This is a genomic window from Nitrobacter hamburgensis X14 (assembly GCF_000013885.1).
In the GTDB taxonomy this organism is placed as follows: Bacteria; Pseudomonadota; Alphaproteobacteria; order Rhizobiales; family Xanthobacteraceae; genus Nitrobacter; species Nitrobacter hamburgensis.
In genome coordinates this window covers 985,552-1,004,357 of record NC_007964.1, presented here as the reverse complement: position 1 = coordinate 1,004,357, position 18,806 = coordinate 985,552, and the positions used below count along the sequence as shown (strand labels likewise).

At 57.7% G+C, this 18,806-nt stretch carries 16 protein-coding genes and 6 pseudogenes; 13 read left to right on the top strand and 9 right to left on the bottom strand.

Annotation, left to right across the window (positions count from 1 at the left end; genetic code table 11):
- Window positions 1-120 precede the first annotated feature (120 nt).
- The gene (locus NHAM_RS04685) at window positions 121-1,539 is read left to right on the top strand and encodes a TAXI family TRAP transporter solute-binding subunit (protein ID WP_041357711.1); all 1,419 of its coding nucleotides are present in this window, start codon (window positions 121-123) and stop codon (window positions 1,537-1,539) included.
- 141 nt (window positions 1,540-1,680) lie between these two features.
- Window positions 1,681-2,113: pseudogene (locus tag NHAM_RS04680) on the top strand (IS5 family transposase); the annotation flags it as partial.
- A 673-nt stretch (window positions 2,114-2,786) separates the two neighbouring features.
- On the opposite strand, the gene NHAM_RS26445 reads toward NHAM_RS04680, so the two are convergent.
- Window positions 2,787-3,140 (bottom strand): hypothetical protein, encoded by a 354-nt coding sequence (locus tag NHAM_RS26445; RefSeq protein WP_011509465.1) that lies wholly within the window; start codon window positions 3,138-3,140, stop codon window positions 2,787-2,789.
- A 438-nt stretch (window positions 3,141-3,578) separates the two neighbouring features.
- Between NHAM_RS26445 and NHAM_RS04670 the strand changes: the two genes are divergently transcribed.
- The 3 genes from NHAM_RS04670 to NHAM_RS04660 are packed head-to-tail and all read left to right on the top strand — an operon-like array spanning window position 3,579 to window position 6,906.
- Window positions 3,579-4,928, top strand: a complete 1,350-nt coding sequence (locus tag NHAM_RS04670; RefSeq protein WP_011509464.1) for an efflux RND transporter periplasmic adaptor subunit — start codon at window positions 3,579-3,581, stop codon at window positions 4,926-4,928.
- Between the two features lie 14 nt (window positions 4,929-4,942).
- A complete protein-coding gene (locus tag NHAM_RS04665) occupies window positions 4,943-5,674 on the top strand; it encodes an ABC transporter ATP-binding protein (protein WP_011509463.1) in 732 nt (243 codons plus the stop codon).
- Window positions 5,671-6,906, top strand: a complete 1,236-nt coding sequence (locus NHAM_RS04660) for an ABC transporter permease (protein WP_011509462.1) — start codon at window positions 5,671-5,673, stop codon at window positions 6,904-6,906. The genes NHAM_RS04665 and NHAM_RS04660 overlap by 4 nt, the downstream gene beginning before the upstream one ends.
- 57 nt (window positions 6,907-6,963) lie before the next feature.
- On the opposite strand, the pseudogene NHAM_RS04655 reads toward NHAM_RS04660, so the two are convergent.
- A pseudogene (locus NHAM_RS04655) lies at window positions 6,964-7,251 on the bottom strand (transposase); the annotation flags it as partial.
- 23 nt (window positions 7,252-7,274) lie between these two features.
- Between NHAM_RS04655 and NHAM_RS24550 the strand changes: the two are divergent.
- The 6 genes and pseudogenes from NHAM_RS24550 to NHAM_RS04625 form a co-directional block, all read left to right on the top strand.
- Window positions 7,275-7,847 (top strand): annotated as a pseudogene (locus NHAM_RS24550) (ATP-binding protein); the annotation flags it as partial.
- 57 nt (window positions 7,848-7,904) lie between these two features.
- Window positions 7,905-9,395 (top strand): annotated as a pseudogene (gene istA, locus NHAM_RS04640) (IS21 family transposase); the annotation flags it as partial.
- An 8-nt stretch (window positions 9,396-9,403) separates the two neighbouring features.
- Window positions 9,404-10,267 (top strand): IS21-like element helper ATPase IstB, encoded by an 864-nt coding sequence (istB, locus tag NHAM_RS04635; RefSeq protein WP_011509460.1) that lies wholly within the window; start codon window positions 9,404-9,406, stop codon window positions 10,265-10,267.
- Between the two features lie 38 nt (window positions 10,268-10,305).
- Window positions 10,306-10,512 carry a hypothetical protein gene (locus tag NHAM_RS27980; protein WP_245270002.1) on the top strand — a complete coding sequence of 69 codons (207 nt, stop codon included), beginning with the start codon at window positions 10,306-10,308 and terminating at the stop codon, window positions 10,510-10,512.
- Between the two features lie 26 nt (window positions 10,513-10,538).
- Window positions 10,539-11,885, top strand: coding sequence for a helicase-related protein (locus NHAM_RS04630; protein ID WP_245270001.1), 1,347 nt, complete (start codon window positions 10,539-10,541; stop codon window positions 11,883-11,885).
- Between the two features lie 19 nt (window positions 11,886-11,904).
- A complete protein-coding gene (locus tag NHAM_RS04625; RefSeq protein WP_011509459.1) occupies window positions 11,905-12,198 on the top strand; it encodes a DCL family protein in 294 nt (97 codons plus the stop codon).
- 183 nt (window positions 12,199-12,381) lie between these two features.
- Here NHAM_RS04625 and NHAM_RS27460 read toward each other — a convergent pair whose 3' ends face one another.
- The 3 genes and pseudogenes from NHAM_RS27460 to NHAM_RS04620 form a co-directional block, all read right to left on the bottom strand.
- On the bottom strand, window positions 12,382-12,687 hold the full coding sequence (locus NHAM_RS27460; RefSeq protein WP_011509458.1) for a hypothetical protein: 306 nt from the start codon (window positions 12,685-12,687) through the stop codon (window positions 12,382-12,384).
- Between the two features lie 41 nt (window positions 12,688-12,728).
- Window positions 12,729-12,887: pseudogene (locus NHAM_RS29215) on the bottom strand (hypothetical protein); the annotation flags it as partial.
- 21 nt (window positions 12,888-12,908) lie between these two features.
- Window positions 12,909-14,558: a DUF6538 domain-containing protein gene (locus NHAM_RS04620; RefSeq protein ID WP_011509457.1), complete on the bottom strand. Its 1,650-nt coding sequence runs from the start codon at window positions 14,556-14,558 to the stop codon at window positions 12,909-12,911.
- Window positions 14,559-15,120: 562 nt separating this feature from the next.
- Here NHAM_RS04620 and NHAM_RS27455 point away from each other — a divergent pair.
- Complete coding sequence (locus tag NHAM_RS27455) at window positions 15,121-15,546, top strand: hypothetical protein (RefSeq protein ID WP_011509456.1); 426 nt, start codon at window positions 15,121-15,123, stop codon at window positions 15,544-15,546.
- A gap of 130 nt (window positions 15,547-15,676) precedes the next feature.
- Here the strand turns inward: NHAM_RS27455 and NHAM_RS27975 are convergent.
- Together NHAM_RS27975 and cax are read right to left on the bottom strand one after the other, a co-directional pair.
- A pseudogene (locus NHAM_RS27975) lies at window positions 15,677-15,921 on the bottom strand (hypothetical protein).
- Window positions 15,922-16,051: 130 nt separating this feature from the next.
- Window positions 16,052-17,155, bottom strand: a complete 1,104-nt coding sequence (gene cax, locus NHAM_RS04610) for a calcium/proton exchanger (RefSeq protein WP_011509455.1) — start codon at window positions 17,153-17,155, stop codon at window positions 16,052-16,054.
- Between the two features lie 440 nt (window positions 17,156-17,595).
- On the opposite strand from cax, the gene NHAM_RS24535 reads away from it, so the two are divergent.
- A complete protein-coding gene (locus tag NHAM_RS24535; protein WP_081434948.1) occupies window positions 17,596-17,775 on the top strand; it encodes a hypothetical protein in 180 nt (59 codons plus the stop codon).
- Between the two features lie 93 nt (window positions 17,776-17,868).
- Here the strand turns inward: NHAM_RS24535 and NHAM_RS29210 are convergent, their stop codons facing one another.
- Window positions 17,869-18,330, bottom strand: a complete 462-nt coding sequence (locus tag NHAM_RS29210; protein ID WP_430707695.1) for a hypothetical protein — start codon at window positions 18,328-18,330, stop codon at window positions 17,869-17,871.
- 13 nt (window positions 18,331-18,343) lie between these two features.
- Window positions 18,344-18,754: a F0F1 ATP synthase subunit epsilon gene (locus tag NHAM_RS04600; protein WP_011509454.1), complete on the bottom strand. Its 411-nt coding sequence runs from the start codon at window positions 18,752-18,754 to the stop codon at window positions 18,344-18,346.
- Window positions 18,755-18,806 lie beyond the last annotated feature (52 nt).

Genomic DNA, 18,806 nt, shown 5'->3' with positions numbered 1-18,806 from the left:
CCGACAAGGCAATAGGCGATCACGTCGCGGCTTTTCGGAAGTTTGCCCAGGGGCCCGAGAACCGTGGTATTCCTCGGATCAGAAGTCTTTTCGGTTATTCGCTTTAGCCCGGCAGCAACAATGTCTGCATCAGACGACGATCTCCGCGATCTCAAAGAGAACCGGCGCCGTAAACGCCGGAACTCGCTGCTACTGCTTCTCCTCGCCGGACTGCTGGTGTTCGCCGCCGCCACGGGCGGACTGTATTACGCCTTGCGGCCGGTCACGCTTCGGATTGCGGTTGGTCCGCCCGGAAGCGACGATCAGAAGCTGATCCAGGCGATGGCGGAAACCTTCGACCGCGACCGGAATGCAGTGAGGCTGTCTCCCATCGTCACCGAGGGAGCGGCGCAAAGCTTGGCTCTTCTCGGCGCCTCCAATGCAGATCTCGCGGTTGCGCGCGGCGATCTGGCCATGCCCGGCGAAGCCGAAGCGGTCGTCATCGTGCGCAACGATGTGGTCGTGCTGTGGTGGCCTCCCGGTCTTCCTGGCAGAGTATCGAAAAAAAGAAGGGCGCCGAAAATTAAGGCCATCGACGAACTCGAGGGCCATCGGCTTGGCGTGATCGGCACGACGCCGGCTAATATCGCCTTGCTACGGATGATCCTGACTGAATCTGGCGTTGCTCCTGACAAGGTCGCGGTAACGCAGTTCGGCACCGACCAGATCGAAAAGCTGGCGCGAGACCCGAACCTCGACGCCTTTATGACGGTCGGCCCGGTGGGCAGCAAGATCACCGCCGACGCGATTGCCGCGACGGCGCGCGCCAGAGGCGAGCCGAAATTTCTCCCGATCGACGTCTCGGAAGCGATCGCCCTGAAGCACCCACTCTATGAATCCGAGGAAATTCCGGGCAGCGCCTTCAATGCGAAGCCGGCATGGCCGGATGACAAGGTTGAAACAGTCGGCGCGAGTCACCTGATCGTGGCACGAAAATCTTTGTCGGAGACCACAGTCGCCACCCTCACGCGGCAGGCGCTTGCTGCGCGTCATAGGTTGGCGAGGGAAGTGCCGGGCGGCCCCCACATCAAGAAGCCGGACACCGACAAGGACGCAGCGCTGCCCGTGCATCGCGGAGCGGCGGCCTATATCGATGGCACTGAACGCACCTTCCTGGACCGGTACAGCGATTACTTTTGGTTCGCTATCCTGCTTCTCTCCGGTATTGGCTCAGCCGGCGCTTGGTTGCGTCAATATCTGAAGCGCGACGAGCGGGACGAAAGCACTGAACTCCGTAACAGGATCATGACGATGATCTCGAAGATGAGCACCACGCAATCCGTTGAGGCATTGCTGGTGATGCGGCGCGATGTCGATGCTATCATACGTGAAACGCTCGAGTACCACGATGACGGCGCCATCGACGAAGAAGACCTTGCAGCCTTTGGACTAGTACTCGAACTGTTCGATCATGCAGTCGCCGACCGCCGCGCAGCATTGGAAGCGGAGCCACCCGAACCGACCCACCTGTGTCGAGCGCGAGCGGTCGTCGAACATTAGATGCCGTAATGGGCCGGCCTTCGCGAACATAGCCAGGTTGGGTGGCTAAGAGCCTGTTTGAAAATTGGGCTAGGCGGGGATTCCGGTATCGCTGCGAATATGACTCACACTTCGGATGTGGACACGCAAGCAGCGAGGCCGAATGGCCAGGATCGCCCGGAAAACCATCGTCGGCCGAAAGCGTCATGTCGCGGTCGACACGGACGGGCGATTGCTGATGATCAATCTGACAACCGCCGACATCTCCGACAGCGCAGGCGCGCAAGCGATCCTCGATGCCATCCGCAAACGCTGGCCGTGGATAAAACATCTGTTCGCCGACGCCGCCTACGACCGACTGAAACTGATGGACAAAGCCGTCTATCCGCAGTTCGCACTCGAAATCATCCGACGCCGCGACGGGCAGAAGGGCTTCGAAGTCCTGCCGCGCCGCTGGGTGGTCGAACGAACTTTCGGCTGGATGATCCGCTGGCGCAGGCTCGTGCGTGATTACGAACGTCGCATCGATGTCTCAACCGCCATGATCCATGTCGCCATGGCCGGTGTCCTCATCCGCAGAAACGCTCATCCCTGATTTTCCAAACAGGCTCTTACAGGTTTGGCGTGAAGGGGCTTCACCGGGGGCTGCGACCTGGATCGGGTTTGTTGGTAAGCCGGAATTCTTGGCCTTGTGCTAGAGATATGCTGAGTTGCCGACGCCCGGACAATATGGTCGGCTCTGACAAAGGAGCCGCTGAAGATGCAGTTTCCCGACCTCGCCGACGAATGGGGCTCGTGGGATGAGCCGCCGGCGTCCGCGCCCGACCAACGCAGAAATATCGGCAAGCCTTGCCGACATCACCATTCTTGTCAGCGTGTCGGAGCACCCGCAGCTCCACATCGCGCCTGAACTTATGAATCCTGATCATCCTTCCTGCCCTTGGCTCAAGAGAAAGGATGTCTCGCAAGTTCGTACATTCCTACAGACAAGGGAGCCGCCATCCTCGCGGATGCGCTATCTGTCTCGCGGATGCGCTATCTGTCGACGGTACTCGCCGACTTCTCGCGATACATCGTCGCCTGAAGGCTCGAATCCACCATGTGCACCTCCGACGTCTCGGCTAAGTTCGACCAGAGCCCGATGCTGCTGGTAGGTTCGATGCACGCAACAGCTATCCATGCTCGCGAGGGCTTTGCTCCGGAGGCACGAGATGATCTCTCGATCAACCTGGCCCGACGACGTCACCGTCAATAAAGACACTTCTGCGCTACGGCATTTGATGCAACGCGGCCTGAGCGCAAGCATTGTCGTATTGGGAAACGGCGTTAGGATTTGTCGCTGGATTGCCCGGATTTCCAGCATATGTTTTCGTTGCGCTCGGATTGAACGGGGATCCGTTTCCGGAGTTCACTTTGGCTCCGGCACCGATGGACGGAAAGCCCGTCGTGAGACCACAGCTTGCAAGGACATTCGAGCCAGTCTGTCCGGGTGCTGCTGATGCTGCTCCGGGATTAAGATTGGGGCTAGGCACCAATTCATGGAGGTTATCGGCGAAGGCCACTCCGGCCGAGAGCATCAGTACGCCGGAGGCGATGGCAATGGAAACCTTGAAACTCCTCATGTTCCGTCTCCTCTATGCGGAGTGATTCCCAGTGAGCAACGACATCAACACTAGAGGCCTGTCAGATGTTCCAGCGCTCCAGATTCTTGTTTGAACTTTGATCTTATCGGAGGAACGCCGCAGACTTTGCGCTAACGCAGCCCAGCGGGTTCCAGATCACGCTTTGGAAACCACGGACCGCCGATGACGAGCGGAGCGCGCAATTGCGTCAAGCCGTCTTATGATCGATGCCCTGCCGAAGAGGGGCGTCGGCGCCAAACGGCGGCTCAAAAAGTCCGGACAGCATGGGAACAATTTGCACCTTTCCAGTATTCGTTGACAGCAGCCAAAACATTAGACGCTAGTAAATTGTGTTTGAACTGACCACACGTTCCAGCGCCAGAGTGTAGCCTGAAGGCGCCGATGGACCGGTGAAAAACAGATGCGGGTCACAGCCACATGCGTTTCCTTGTGGCAGGTGTGCTATGTGCATTAATTCTCGGGCTCGGCTACACCTATAGCCAGGAGAATCCGGCGCCGACGTATCTCATCGCACCCGTAGAACGCGGCAACATCTCAACTCTCGTAAAGGCCAGCGGCACTGTCGAGCCGGTCGTAAGCGTTGATGTCAGCTCGCAATTGTCAGGGCGAATTGCGGAGGTGTTCGTTAGCTTCAACGATAGCGTCACGGCCGGGCAGCCGATTGCACAAGTCGATCAAGAGATCTTTGCCGCCCGCGTCAATGAAGCCAGAGCCGCTCTGAGAGTGGCGAAAGCTACTGCCCAAGTGCAAAGAGCGGCGCTGAAACGAGCGAATGTTGCAATGACGAATGCGAAGACTGCTGAAACATTGGCGAAGGACCAATCGGCCGCTAACGAAGCCAGACAAGGCGAAGCCGAAAGGGAGTTTTCGCGAAAATTAGCATTGGCGCGCACCGGCAGCGGAACTGAGCGAGACCTAAGCCAGGCGCGGGCTCTGCGCGACGCGGGGGCTGCCGACCTGCGCGCTTCCCTTGAGCAGATCCAGATGAAGGCCGAGGCCATTGCGATTGCGGAAGCAGAAAAGCACATGGCCGAGGCCAATCTCGAGAATGCAGACGCTGTTGTCGAGCAGAGGCAGGCGACCGTCGATCAGGCGGAACTTGATCTTGATCGTACCGTGCTCCGTGCGCCGATTGATGGAATCATCATCAAGCGGGATGTCAATCCGGGACAAACGGTCGCCGTCAGTCTCGAAGCCAAAACATTGTTCAAGATCGCGAACGATCTGCGTGAGATGGAGGTCCACGGCAAGATCGACGAGGCCGACGTCGGACAGTTGAAAGTGGGCCAGACGGCCCGGTTCTCGGTGGACGCTTATCCGGACCGCACCTTCAGCGGACAGGTTCTCCAGATCCGCAAGTCTCCTGAAGTCCTACAAAACGTCGTCACCTATACGGCAATCGTGTCCGCGCCAAATTCGGACCTCCTGTTGCTGCCGGGAATGACCGCCCAGCTTCGAATTGTGGTGAGTGATACCCGCGGGGTCCTCAAAATTCCCAGCCAAGCGCTGCGCTTCCGGCCGAACGATGCCGGTCTTCCGTCTGGTCACCAGGATGCGACTCAGGCCGCCTCCTCCCAGACCTCCGCGACGGTATGGCTGGTCGGCGACGGGGGGCGACCAAAGCCGGTCGCAGTGAGACTGGGTGTGAGCGACGACAACAGCGCAGAACTGCTAGAGGGCGCGCTTGCGGAGGACCAGCAAGTGATCGTCGGGACTGCGAACTCCCAAAAGCAGAGGAGCTATTTCGGCTTGCGCCTTGGATTTTGAGACTGGATTCAAAGATGGTGCCGCTGGTCCGAACCGCTGGAATTTCAAAACACTATCCCTCCGGAGGGACGATCGTTTGCGCAGTATCAAACGTGTCGCTCACGATCGGGCACGGCGAGCTTGTGGCAATTCGCGGCCGCTCGGGTTCGGGAAAGTCGACCCTGATGAACCTTTTGGGTCTTTTGGATCGGCCGGATTGCGGTGAATATGCGCTCAACGGTCGAGAAGTCGCGAAGCTGAGCGAGGACGGACGCGCGGCCATCAGGAGCCACGACATCGGCTTCGTATTCCAACTGCCGGCCCTTCTGCCGCGAGCAACCGCGCTGGAAAATGTCGAGCTTCCGCTCGTTTATGCTGGCGTTCCTCCCTCCAGAAGACGTCGCGCAGCCAAAGATGCGCTTGACCGCGTAGGCTTGGCCAACCGGGGTCATCATTGGCCAAATCAACTCTCAGGAGGAGAGCAGCAGCGGGTGGTCATTGCCCGTGCGACGGTGAGCGATCCCGCTCTCATCCTGGCCGACGAACCGACCGGTTCACTGGACAGCAGCACCAGCGATGAGATTCTGTCGCTATTCGAGACACTTCATCGCGATGGTCGCACGATCATCGTGGTTACGCACGCCACCGAGGTCGCCGATCGCGCGCGGCGACAGATCATCCTGCACGATGGACGTATCATCAAGGACACTGCGGCACCGGACAAGAATTTGCTTCCGAACGGCATCGTTTTGGATTCTTCCCGATGAGTGCCCGGGAGAGCTTGCGAATTGCCATTCGAGCGCTCCGCGCGAACAAGCTGCGGAGCGCCTTAACCGTGCTTGGGATCATCGTCGGCGTCGGAGCAGTGGTCTGCATGGTATCGGTGGGAGCCGGCGCACAAGCGGAAGTTTCCGAAAAGATTCGAACGCTCGGAGCCAATCTCCTGCTCGTCCTGCCCGGAGCCCGAAATTCAGGTGGAGCGAGGCTTGAATCCGGAACACAACCCACGCTGACGGAAGAGGACGCCGCTTCTATCCGCCGGGAACTGGTGCACGTGCAGGTCGCGGCTCCGCTGTTGTCGCGCACCATGCCGCTCGTGGCCGCGAACAAGAACTGGGTGACGCTGGTGGCTGGAATTAATTCCGACTATCTGGTGGCTCGCGAATGGCAAGTTGCCAACGGCCGATCCTTTGCGAGCGGCGAGATCGCATCCGGATCCAAAGTTGCCATCGTGGGGTCGGTTATCGTCGAGGAGCTTTTCAATGGGCGGGCGGGAGTCGGAGAGACCTTTCGGATCGGCAACGTCCCCTTTACCGTGATTGGTGTGCTGGACAAAAAGGGGGTGGGCGCAGCTGGCCGCAGCCAAGACGATGTCGTGTTCATTCCACTGTCGGCTGCGAAAAGCCGAGTGCTCGGCGCTGTGCGGGGCACGACGCGCGAGGCATTGGATTTCATAACAATCAAGATATCCGATGCGGCCGCCATGCCGGAGATCGAACGCGGACTCGAGGCGTTACTTCGGCAGCGACACCGTATTCGCAGGGATGCCCCCAGCGATTTCAGGATCGAGAATCCAGCGGATATCCTATTTGCACGCGGGGCCGCCGTACGGCTCCTCGGCAGTTTGTTGATCACGGTGGCAGCGGTTTCGCTGGTCGTTGGCGGGATCAGCATCATGAACATCATGCTGGTTTCAGTAACCGAGCGTACCCGGGAAATCGGTTTGCGCATGGCCGTCGGGGCCAGCCGCCGCGATATCCGGGGGCAATTTCTGATCGAAGCCTTGATCCTGGCATTGATCGGAGGGCTTGTGGGCGCGATAGTGGGAGCCGTCGCGGCAGTCGTGATAGCATGGGAAGCTGGCTGGCCTATCCTGATCAGCCCGTGGGCGATCATTTTGGCTTGCGGGTTTGCGGGGTTCATCGGAATTTCGTTTGGCCTTTATCCGGCCTATCGGGCCGCGCGGCTTGATCCAATCGTGGCGTTACGCTTCGAATAGCCTCGATGTTGGATCTGGATGTCTGAAACCTCTTATTCTAAGAGCCTGTTTGGAAAATCAGGGATGAGCGTTTCTGCGGATGAGGACACCGGCCATGGCGACATGGATCATGGCGATTGAGACATCGATGCGACGTTCGTAATCACGCACGAGCCTGCGCCAGCGGATCATCCAGCCGAAAGTTCGTTCGACCACCCAGCGGCGCGGCAGGACTTCGAAGCCCTTCTGCCCGTCGCGGCGACGGATGATTTCGATCACGAACTGCGGATAGACGGCTTTGTCCATCAGTTTCAGTCGGTCGTAGGCGGCGTCGGCGAACAGATGTTTCACCCACGGCCAGCGTCTATGACCAGCGCTTTCATACCGGTGTCAATATCATCAGGGGCGAAAATGGCTCCGGCAAATCCACCATCGCAGATTTCATCTCCTATATTCTCAGCGGGGAGTTCGACAATTGGAAGACGGTCGCCGCCAATTGCAGTGAAGTGCAGGCCGAAGTCGTGACACAGGGCGGCGTGCTGACGCTTCGCAGAGAGATCGGTCGCGCACAAACGCCCATGCAGGTTTTCTTTGGACCAATGACAGAGGCCGAGCAGCACGGGCTGGATGGATGGGAAACTTATCCGATCCGCCGGTCGGAAAGTCGGGAGAGCTTCTCTCAGGTTCTGTTTCGCGCATCGGGCATTCCCGAGGCGCAAAGCCAGGTCGCCGCCAACATCACAATGAACCAGTTATTGCGGCTGCTCTACTCTGACCAGCGCACGCCAGCGGCGTTCCTTTTCCGGTTTGAATCCTTTGATACGCGCGAGATCCGCGAAGCGGTCGGCGATCTCATTTGCGGCCTCAGCGTATATGAGCTCTACGACAGTCTGCGCGATCTTGACTGTTATTCGGCCTGCAATATTGCCCCCCTGAGCCGGGGGATCGGCGTCCAAAATTGACCCCCGATAGGTTGGTCTGTTGCGCTGCCTGCTTTGGAACGAAGCAGGTGGTTGGGGATGCTGATCGTGGAGACGATTGCGCGGATACGCCGCGAGCACTTCATCAAGGGCACGACGATCAAGGAGATCGCACGCGACCTGAAGGTGTCGCGGAACACGGTCCGCAAGGTGTTGCGGTCTGGGGAGACCTCATTCGAGTACGAACGTGCGGTGCAACCGCGGCCGAAGCTGGGGCGATGGGCCGCTGATCTCGACGGATTGCTGGCGTCGAACGCGGCGAAGCCCGCTCGCGAACAGCTGACGCTGATCCGGGTCTTCGAAGAGCTTCGCGGGCGCGGCTATGACGGCGGCTACGATGCTGTGCGACGTTACGCCAGACGGTGGAGCCAGGAGCGCGGACAATCGACGGCGGCGGCCTATGTCCCGCTGAGCTTTGCGCCGGGAGAAGTCTACCAGTTCGACTGGAGCCATGAGGTTGTCCTGCTGCATGGCGTGACGGTGATCGTGAAGGTCGCTCATGTCCGGCTCTGCCACAGCCGAATGCTGTTCGCTCGCGCCTATCCGCGCGAGACGCAGGAGATGGTGTTCGATGCCCACGACCGGGCGTTCGCCCTGTTCAAGGGCACCTGCGGACGTGGCATCTACGACAACATGAAGACCGCGGTGGAGACGATCTTCGTCGGCCAGGATCGTCGCTACAATCGCCGCTTCATGCAGATGTGCAGCCACTATCTGGTCGATCCGGTCGCCTGCACGCCGGCTTCGGGCTGGGAGAAGGGCCAGGTTGAGAACCAGGTTGGGCTGGTCCGGGAGCGCTTCTTCACGCCGCGGCTGCGGTTCAGAACTCTCGACGAGTTAAACGCATGGCTGCTGGATAAGTGCATCGCCTACGCCAAGGCGCACCGTCATCCGGAACTGACCGAACAGACGGTCTGGGAAGTGTTCGAAGCCGAGCGGCCGAAGCTCGTTCCCTATGCCGGCCGGTTCGATGGATTCCATGCCGTGCCGGCATCGGTCTCGAAGACCTGCCTGGTGCGCTTCGACAACAACAAATACTCGGTTACGGCCAGCGCCGTCGGGCGGCCCGTCGAAGTGCATGCTTATGCCGACCGCATCGTGATCCGCCAGGACGGACGCATCGTCGCCGAGCATCCGCGCTCCTTCGGCCGCGGCGAGACGACCTACGATCCCTGGCATTATGTGCCGGTGCTGGCTCGCAAACCCGGCGCCTTGCGCAACGGCGCTCCGTTCAAGGACTGGGTGCTGCTGGCCGCGATCGAACGTGTACGGCGCAAGCTCGCCGGTGCCGACGATGGCAATCGGCAGATGGTCGACATCCTCAACGCGGTGCTGACCGACGGACTGTCGGCAGTCGAGGCGGCTTGCGCCGAGGCAATCGCCCACGGTGTCCATTCCGCCGATGTCGTTCTCAACATCCTCGCCCGCCAGCATGAGCCGGCGCCACCAGCCAACATCCTCACCCCGGCGGCACTGACCTTGCGTTATGCGCCGATCGCTGACTGTGCCCGTTACGACAACCTCAGGAGACCGGTCTGATGGAACGCACTCAACTCTTCGACCTCATGAGCGAACTCAAGCTCTATGCCATGAAGGCCGCCTTCGACGAGATCATGGCGACCGCCGTCAAGCGCCAGCACGAACCGCAACGCATTGTCGGCGACCTGCTCAATGCCGAGATCAACGAGAAGCAGGCGCGTTCGATCAAATACCAGCTCACTATCGCCAAGCTGCCGCTCGCCAAGGATCTCGATGGCTTCCAGTTCGAGGGCACCCCTATCAACCAGACGCTGGTCAATGATCTCGCCGGCGGTGGCTTCATCGCCCAGCAACGCAATGCCGTTCTGGTCGGCGGTACCGGCACCGGCAAGACCCATCTGGCCATCGCCATCGCCCGAAGCTGCATTCGATCCGGTGCCCGCGGGCGCTTCTACAACGTCGTCGACCTCGTCAATCGTCTCGAGATCGAGACCCGCAACGGACGCCAGGGTCGTATCGCCGAGCATCTGACCCGAATGGACTTCATCGTCCTCGACGAACTCGGCTACCTGCCATTTGCCCAATCCGGCGGACAACTTCTGTTCCATCTCGTCAGCCGGCTCTACGAGCGCACCTCCATCGTCGTCACCACCAATCTCGCCTTCGGCGAATGGCCCAGCGTGTTCGGCGACGCCAAGATGACCACCGCGCTGCTCGATCGTCTGACCCACCACTGCGACATCGTCGAAACCGGCAACGACAGCTGGCGCTTCAAAAGCCGCGACGATGATCAAACAACCCGCGCTCGCTCCGTCTCCGCAATCCCGGCCAGCTCCGACGGACCGAGCGCTACCGCTAAACCCCGTCGATCAAAGGGGTCAAATTTGGACGCCAATACGGGGTCAAACTTCGGCGCCGATTGACACCGAAGGGGACGCACACCGCGTCGTTTGAAAGCGACGTGCCAACCGTTCTGCAAAACGTGATCGTGGCCGAGCAGGTGCCGCGTAAGCCCAAACTATGGAAATTATCGGTACGCCGACATGCCTCCATGCTTCCGCTCGGCGTAGTCCAACTGGGCAGTAGCCCGGGCTCGCTCAAGAAAAAGCTGGCATTTCCAACGGCGCCGCCGATTCCGAAGATATCGCCGATCTCATCAGCCAGTTGATACCGGAAGTACCATCTGACCCTGAATTGCGTGAGCTTGCGGATTTGGCGCGCAAAAGCGTTCACCCGCGCTACAGGCTCGCACCGCTCGTCGAGCGAGGCGCTGCCTTTCATTATGGCAACATGCCGTCGCTCATCCGCTCGGAGGTCGAACGGCTATTCCGGTCCGGCAAGATTCGGTTTCTTGTTTGCACCTCGACGCTCATCGAAGGTGTCAATCTGTCGTGCCGGACCATTGTACTGCGCGGGCCAAGAAAGGGCATCGGTCATCCGATGGAGGCGCACGATTTCTGGAATCTTGCCGGTCGCGCCGGTCGATGGGGCGATGAATTCCAGGGGAACATCATCTGCATCGATCCGCACAACGCGCAGGCCTGGCCTCATGGCGTTCCCGAACGTGCTCGCTTTCCGATCAAGCGCGAAAGCGACGCGGTGATCGAGCACGGGGATAGCCTTGCAGATTATCTGGACCGCCGAGCAGCGACTGATTTGGCAGATTTCGAGGATCCCAATGAGTTCGAGCAGGTCGCCTCGTATTTGCTTGCTACATTTCTACGGCAGGGATCAATCTTACAATCGGGCCTCGCCAAGCGCCACAATCCTGCGACCATCGAACGGCTTGAAGCGAGCCTTGCAAATATCGCTGCGCAAATCGCGATGGGCCCAGATATCGCGGCCCGACATCCCGGTGTCAGTGCCCTCGGCATGCAGCGTCTGCTCGACGCATTTCGCAACTATAAAGGCGATGTCGAGAATCTTCTTCCGGCCGCCGTCGACAGCCAAGACAGCTACGATCGCTTCGTGACAATCATGCGCCGGATCAATCAGTATCTGTTTCCGGCGTTCACGCCTGATACGATCATTCCGCTTCACGCACTGATCGTCGTGCAATGGCTAAAGGGTTTCTCCTTGTCTCGAATGATCGAGCGGAACATTAATTACCATCGCAGGACCGGTCGGTCATTTAAACTGCCGGTCCTGATCCGCAGCACGATGGAGTTGGTCGAACAAATCGCCCGGTTTCGGGCACCACAATATTTGTCCGCCTATGTCGACATTCTCAGTATGCATCTGGTTGCAATTGGACGAGAAGACCTGATCGATGGTGATGTTGATATCGGAACGCAGCTCGAGTTCGGCGTTTCTTCGCGGACCTTGCTCTCGCTTATTGAGCTCGGATTGTCGCGCATGAGCGCTGTTGCGCTGTACGAAAAGATTGCGCGAGATGACCTCAATAAAGAAGATTGCATCGCTTGGGTAAGAGAGCGCGACACTCAGTTTGAGGGAATGGATATTCCGGTCATCATCCTCCGCGAAATTCGCGCCAAACTACTGCCAGAGGGTAGCGCAGGAGCTGCGACGTCAACATCCTAATTTTGGTTGGGAGACTCTTATGGTCAAGAAGCCGATCACCATCGGCCCTCACCACTTCAGTAAGAAGGGAGATGCCGCCACGTTTTTAAAGACGATGCTTCATAAATATGATGTTGGAGACAAAGTCAGCGCGGGAGATGCTGCGGTTCTGCTTGCCGCACTGGCGCTCCACCCGGATGCCGCTGCGAAAATGGGGGCAGGCATCACTCATTTCAGCGTCAGGAGCGCGGATTTCGGCTCAAAATGCTTCTGGGTCAATCGTATCGATGGTAGCACCGAAAAGTTTTCATACAAAGCCTGCATCCGCGGTTAGCGGAGGAGGTGTATTTCATTTCTACGCGCACAAAGCGTTCAGGGATCGGCATTTTGCCGCGAATGTGGGACATCCTGTCGTCGACCACAAATCCGGAGACGTGATCGCTATAGGCGCCTGGCAATTGGGTGGCCCCTGACTGCAAAATAAACTCGTCGGAAGTCTCGTTTTCGATGCAGGTTTTTAAGAAATCAGCTCGACGGTTTTGGGATACAAATGCTGCGCAGTAATTCCTTGCCAGGTAAGAATCTGCGCTTCGCCTTGCAGAGTGGTCGGTGAGGTTGCGGCGGCGCCTACCTGCCCGGCGCCAGGCTCGCAGTTTTGTTCTGAATGGCGGCAAATTGGCGCGCCCGAAGAGATTCGAACTGTCAGCGCGAATGCCTCGCGCGAGTTGGATGAGAAAATGGCGGCGGCTTTTTGTCTTTTAGCCAGGAAGGCAGATTGATTGGTTGCGCAATAAGATGGCCGGTCAATGTCGGCATCTTGCACACGAGATCGTACATGGCCGCAATTTCAGTTGCCTCGCAGTATCGCTCAGAGGTTTCCGATTTTCCGCTGTGACCCAAAAGATCGGCGCGAAGCTCTTCCCGCACATGCTTCTTTTTGAGCGTCGCACCAAATGCATGTCGAAGCGCATGAGAACCCAGTCCGTCCTCGGTAATCCCTGCTGCGATCAAAACCGGTTTGAATAGTTTGTAATAGCGGTTGCCCTACGGAGATTTGGTTGTGGCTGAAAACAAATCAGGGAAGACCAGTTCATACCCGAGCGAGCGGATGAGCGCGACGTATCGAAGGAATCCAAGTCTGATCAACTCCGGATGAATGACGATATTGCGCTTTGACTGGCCATTTTTGATGCGTCGAAATTTGTTTTTCGCGATGTGTAAATACGGATACGCTCCTTTATTGTCGTCAATGACATCGCTTGTCATCAACCCACAATACTCTTCGCGTCGACCGCCTCCATAAAATATCAACATCGGAATAAAATAAAGGGCGCCATGGAAAACCAGAGATTTTCCGGCGGCCCCTTCTTTTGATTGTCGATTCCAATCAGCACAGTTCACGAATGGCGGTTGTGCAAATAGATCTTCGATCTTCGAAAGCGGCAGCTTGAGACGTTCATCCCGTTCGCGCTCATCGGCGCCATCAATTGCGCGCAGCTTTGTGACCTTGAGTTTCGGATCGAGGTCGACGCCCTCGGCCTCCGCGAGGTCGAACAGTTGATCGATAAATGTCAGGTGCCGGTTGAGCGTGCCAGCCTCTAGCCCACGAAGATTTTCAGGCTTTGAGAGTGCGACAATGCGCATTTCAGAAATCGAACGATTTTTGTCATTCTTACTTTTCCCATGATGCTTATAGATTTCGGTCTCCAGAAAGCCGACGAGCGCCGCGAGGTCTTTCTGTTTTACGGCGCTCATGTTTTCGAGTGCGCGTTCCTCCTTCATAAATTTCGCCAACAACGTAAATGTCTGTGTGGCCTGTTGCTTGCTTTTCGTGGTCCAACGCTCTGCCTTGCTGCGCTTCCGCAAGAGTAAATCGGCCATAGTTTTGAAACGGTCGTCGACGGCATCCAGATCTTCCTGCACCGGATTGTCGTCGACCGGATATGGTACAGGCGCTCGTGGCTGCATGCGCTCGACAGGCGTCTCAAACTCTCGAGGCACGGATCGAACTCTGTCCTTAAGAATTTGGTCGACGAAATCACCAGCTTCGACGATTTTGCCGCCGTAGCGTCGTTCGGACTGCGCAAGCGCCATCCACATTCCGCGAAAATACACATCTTGTGCTGTCGCCAAGTTCATCGCGTTGGCAGGCGCACCGTTGGCGACGAGCAAATTTTGTAGGATTCCGTGCCGCGTGGGCACGAGGTCATTGATGCGCAGCATCGCCAAGTGGTCTTGGACCGCAGCAATGTCAGCAGCGGTCATGCCGTCCGCTGACATTTCGGTCTCGTCGGTCGGACGAACGACGGCGCCCGGTCCTTGCGCATGGAGCAAGCGATAGGCCCAAGCGGCGCGGCGGTCGTCGCGCTCGGCTTGAGCAGCGTCGAAATTTGGAAACGATTTCGCCGCCGCGGACAATCGCTCCAGCTTGTTCAAATGCTTTGTCACAACGTCGCGCAGCAAGCCGTCTACTCGCGCCGGAGTTAGATGCATCTCAGCATGCTCGAAGGCCGTCACGACCTCCTCCAATTTTGCATCGAGCAGAACCACCAGACGCCGCGCGAAATTGGGATCGGGTGTTTGCAAGCTCAGGAACAGATGGCGTTTATGAAACCAGCTGGCGAGCGCATTCGGAAGACGTCGACGCCAGTAGTACACGGCTTTTCGTCGGTAGAGATGGGTTGCGGCCGACATGATCGCCCCTGTGAAGCAGTCATGTGTTGCACGCTGTGGCTCAGCGCCCCACCTAGGTCGAATTACTTTGTGTTTTCAGCCACTTGCTGTTTTCTGGCTGGCGGCGCAGTGCTGATCGCGCCTTTCTCCAGACGAATTCCCTGCAAACAGGGAATTTAACAGGGATTTTCATGGCTTTAGCGAGATGGAAGCGGTTCTCGTCGGATAAATGCTTGATACTACAGTACTTTAGCGCGAAATCCCTAGCACTCAAAACAGGGAAATAGAATCGAGAAACAGCGATCTAGCCGATCGAGATCAGGGAACATGCTTCGCGGGAGATCTTACTTTCGCTACCCTAGTTGGAGCTTTCAATAGTTGTCCATCCGGACCAGACCCGCCGCGCAGCGAGACCGGCAGGCACCTCATCTACGGAAAGCCACCCGGCATTGATTCAAATCAAAGCCAGCCTCCCCGGCACTGAAAGCATCCCCTTGCTATGATCTTTAGCTGACCATGCGTCGAACACCTCGACCATCAGTCGGCTGAGTTCGTTCCTGTGTCAACCACGGCGGAGGAAGTCATGAATCTCGTCAAAGCAGTGTTTCTAGCCGCACTTGCCATCACCACCACCGGTGCCTTTGCCCCACAGGGTGAAGCGGCGCCTTTGCCAACCAGTACCGCCGCAATGAAAGCCGCGTTGGACACGCCTGTCCTGCAAGTGCGTTACGGCCGCTGGCACGGAGGCTGGGGCTATCGAGGTGGGGCCGGCTATCGCGGCTGGGGCCACGGGGGCTGGGGGTATGGGGGATGGGGTTTGGGCGGGGTCGCGGCAGGCGCGATCGTCGGCGGCGCGATCGCACGTTCGGCCTACTACGGCGACGCTTATCCTTATTACGATGGAAGCGTTGCCTATGGTAGCGGCTATGCCGATGACTATTGCTCTCCCTACGGCTACGAGGGCAATTATCCCGGCTACGCAGCGCGGCATTACTATTACGGCTGGTAACCTCGGGACCGATCCCTATTACCTGAACCGAGCTCTCCGAAGGCACGCGGCGCGCCAGAAACGCGCTACGAAATGGAGATGTCGCCGGAAGACATGGCGCCGGATTGCGCGTCCGCGCGCCGGATTGGGTCTACCTCAATCCCAAGGGCGAGCGCCGATAGCCGCTATCCCGGGCCTCATTCCTGCATACGAAGCTGCCGTATACCCCGAAGCATAGCGCCTCTGACCTTTCAGGTAGTAACGCTCTCTTCCGAAATCGAGCCAGACGATCGAATCCCCCGGACAATGGCGTTGCGCCTGGTATTCATAGCGGAACGGCGTAAGAACTTGCGCCGCCGCGCTATATGGCGCACATGAAATGAGGGCTAAAAACATAGCAGAACAGCCGCAGAAACTTGCTCGCATGTGGCGCCTATTTCGTTTACCTCCGGTACACCGCAACACCTTTCCCAATATTGCGCCAACCACGCTATTTAGCCACGCGCAAGATTAGGGCGCAACGACATCAGACCGATCCATGCGATCCAGGCGGAACCATGTAGAGGGTCATGGCGAATACAGCGTAGATGAACAATAGCAGAGCGCCAATAAACCATGCCGAACGACCGCTGTTCGTGACAAAGGTCGCCGTCACAGTAGCGATCATTACCATCGTCACTGCACCCGGCCAAAACTGCAGATCCATTGGCTTGGGTCCGACGACGTAGCTCAGAAGTACAAGTACCGGTGCAACAAATAGCGCGATCTGGGACGCACTTCCGAGCGCGATACTGACGCTCATATCCAGGCGGTTCTTGCGCGCGGCAGAAAATGCTACCGCCATTTCAGCCGCAGCACCGACCAAGGCTACAATGATGAATCCAACGAAAGCCGGGCTCATCCCCAGCGTCGCCGCCGCATGTTGCACCGACTCCACGAAGATTTCGCTCACCAGCGCCACCAACACCGTAACAACGAAAAGTGTTCCGATCGCGAGGTTGATCGGCCACTTTGCCTCCTCCGCCTGGCCGCGATCTTCGCTCGCAAAAAGCTCCTTATGGGTCTTGAGCGAGAATAGCAGGCTCAATCCGTATGCCACGATAAGCAAGATCGCCAGGGCGAGGCTGAAATTCTGGGTCATCACTTCGCCCCGCGCCAAATCGAGTTCGGAGACCGCCGCCGGCGCGAGTAACGCAATCGTCGCCATCAACAACAGCGCCGAATGCATCCTTCCTCCGGCGCGATTGTATTCCTGAACGTGGTACCGAAGGCCGCCCAACAAAAAAGAGGCTCCCAGCATAAAAAGCGAATTCGTGACGATAGCGCCGGCAATCGACGCCTTCACCAGCATATACTCTCCAGCATGGAGTGCTGTCACTGCGATAATCAACTCTGTCAGATTTCCAAGCGTCGCATTAAGCAACCCGCCAACTGCATCACCCGTTTTTTCAGAGATGGCTTCGGTAGCATGACTAAGGAGGGCGGCGAGCGGAACGATTGCCACGACTGCCAACACAAACAGCAGCGTGTGAGCGGCAGGCACAATTCTTGCCGCAATCAGTACGGCTGGCACAAATATCAGCAACCAGAGCAACGGGGTATGTCGTATTTCCCTTAGCAGGGAGCTCATGGTACTAGCCGCCTCCTTACTTGGTTTTCGACAAAGCATATTCACATGTGACATCGGCAACCTAAGTTGGCGCCAAGAATGGAGCGACGGTCACGGTTTCGTACCGGTCCGGGCGTCGATTGAATGGAAGGCAGCAGAGCACGAAAAGGTGTATGACTGCCGCTGGAACCATTTGGCCGCCCAATAGTCTCCAATCACTTCGTTAAGGAGACAATTGCCCGCTTGAAGATCTCAGCGGAAATCGAGCGTAGAATCACTCCTCCACAGCACGACCCGTGTTGATCTAGATCAACGGACGAATGCGTAGGGTCTGGAGCATAGCTTGGAAGTAGTGAGCCTTGCGCTGACGAGCGAGTTGAAGACCATCAGGTCGGGAGCTGCTCCCTTGTCTCAACTGGAAGGCAGCTCTTATTCAGATGCTTTTCACTTGGAGGTTTGTAATGACCGACACACCAAAACTCTCTGTCCAGAAAGCGCTGGAAAAACTACGGTCCGCCGATGCGGAAAAATCCAAAAAGGCGCGACGTACTGAAGAAATGGACGCACTCGACGATGAGATAAAGCGCTTGAGAGCGCAGAGACTTCGCCTAGACCAGCACCGCCGACCGAGCGGATCGTAACGGGCATTCGGCGGATCATGAGCAATGTTCAGTCGAAAAGAAGATCATCCGATCGTTTTGGACGGCCTGCGCGATGCGGTAGCACCGCGGATGCTATACCGACGTGAGGGCATTGCCGAAAAGGACCTCGATCATGACGACTTTCGACAAACGTGAACAGGCCTTGAAAACAAATTTGTCCACGATGAGGAGATAAGGTTCAAGGCGACGGCAAGGCGCAACAAGATGTTGGGTAATTGGGCCGCTGCGCAGCTCGGTCTGACCGAAGACGCTGCCGGGACCTACGCCAATGAACTGGTCACCACAAATCTGGGAAATCAAAGCGACGACGACATCCTGCGCAAAGTCTCGAAGGATCTCGCGCAGAAGAACGTTTCCGCACAGGTGGTCGCATTGAAAATGGAAGAGTTCTACCACTTCGCCCTGAGCCAGATTCAGGCCGGAAATTGAAGGCGCTTCGTCTGCGATATGTCCAGCGCGCTTTGGACGACGACAGAAGGTTTCCGGCCAACCTCGGGTTTTCCGTATGCCGATAACGATCTTATCCGGCAGCAAGTCGCAAGCCCCTCTAGAAGGCGGTCGCCGGGGCCAGAGCAGTGTGGATTGCCTTGAAGTGATCGAACTTGGCAACAGCTCGATCGAGTTCGTCGCCAACGGATTGCTTTGCGAGGCTTTCCTGCATCTCGTCGATCTGCGCCTTTAATCGAGTAAGATCAAAGCCATCGACGGACGACGCTGAATCCGCTAGGATCGTCAGTTCTCCCTGCGAGAATTCCGCCAAGCCTCCGAGGATTACGAACCTGTCCCTGATATCTCCTGCGACTGTCGTCACGATCCCCGGACGAAGCATCACAACGATTGGTGCGTGACCAGCAAGGACACCAAGATCGCCTTCGATGCCGGGCAGATCAACTTGGTCAACCTGGCCAGAAAATAACAGGCTTTCCGGGGATACGAGACTCACCTGGAACCTCGTCATGCTCGATAACCTCCTTGATCTCTGCCGACGTGTAAGCTTACGAATTGAAGAT

Excerpts from the sequence above, each read along its gene's own strand:
- NHAM_RS04685 (WP_041357711.1), top strand. The coding sequence starts at position 121 with ATGTCTGCATCAGACGACGATCTCCGCGATCTCAAAGAGAACCGGCGC.
- NHAM_RS26445 (WP_011509465.1), bottom strand. The coding sequence starts at position 3,140 with ATGAGGAGTTTCAAGGTTTCCATTGCCATCGCCTCCGGCGTACTGATG.
- NHAM_RS04670 (WP_011509464.1), top strand. The coding sequence starts at position 3,579 with ATGCGTTTCCTTGTGGCAGGTGTGCTATGTGCATTAATTCTCGGGCTC.
- NHAM_RS04665 (WP_011509463.1), top strand. The coding sequence starts at position 4,943 with ATGGTGCCGCTGGTCCGAACCGCTGGAATTTCAAAACACTATCCCTCC.
- NHAM_RS04660 (WP_011509462.1), top strand. The coding sequence starts at position 5,671 with ATGAGTGCCCGGGAGAGCTTGCGAATTGCCATTCGAGCGCTCCGCGCG.
- istB (WP_011509460.1), top strand. The coding sequence starts at position 9,404 with ATGGAACGCACTCAACTCTTCGACCTCATGAGCGAACTCAAGCTCTAT.
- NHAM_RS04625 (WP_011509459.1), top strand. The coding sequence starts at position 11,905 with ATGGTCAAGAAGCCGATCACCATCGGCCCTCACCACTTCAGTAAGAAG.
- NHAM_RS04620 (WP_011509457.1), bottom strand. The coding sequence starts at position 14,558 with ATGTCGGCCGCAACCCATCTCTACCGACGAAAAGCCGTGTACTACTGG.
- NHAM_RS27455 (WP_011509456.1), top strand. The coding sequence starts at position 15,121 with ATGAATCTCGTCAAAGCAGTGTTTCTAGCCGCACTTGCCATCACCACC.
- cax (WP_011509455.1), bottom strand. The coding sequence starts at position 17,155 with ATGAGCTCCCTGCTAAGGGAAATACGACATACCCCGTTGCTCTGGTTG.
- NHAM_RS24535 (WP_081434948.1), top strand. The coding sequence starts at position 17,596 with ATGACCGACACACCAAAACTCTCTGTCCAGAAAGCGCTGGAAAAACTA.
- NHAM_RS04600 (WP_011509454.1), bottom strand. The coding sequence starts at position 18,754 with ATGACGAGGTTCCAGGTGAGTCTCGTATCCCCGGAAAGCCTGTTATTT.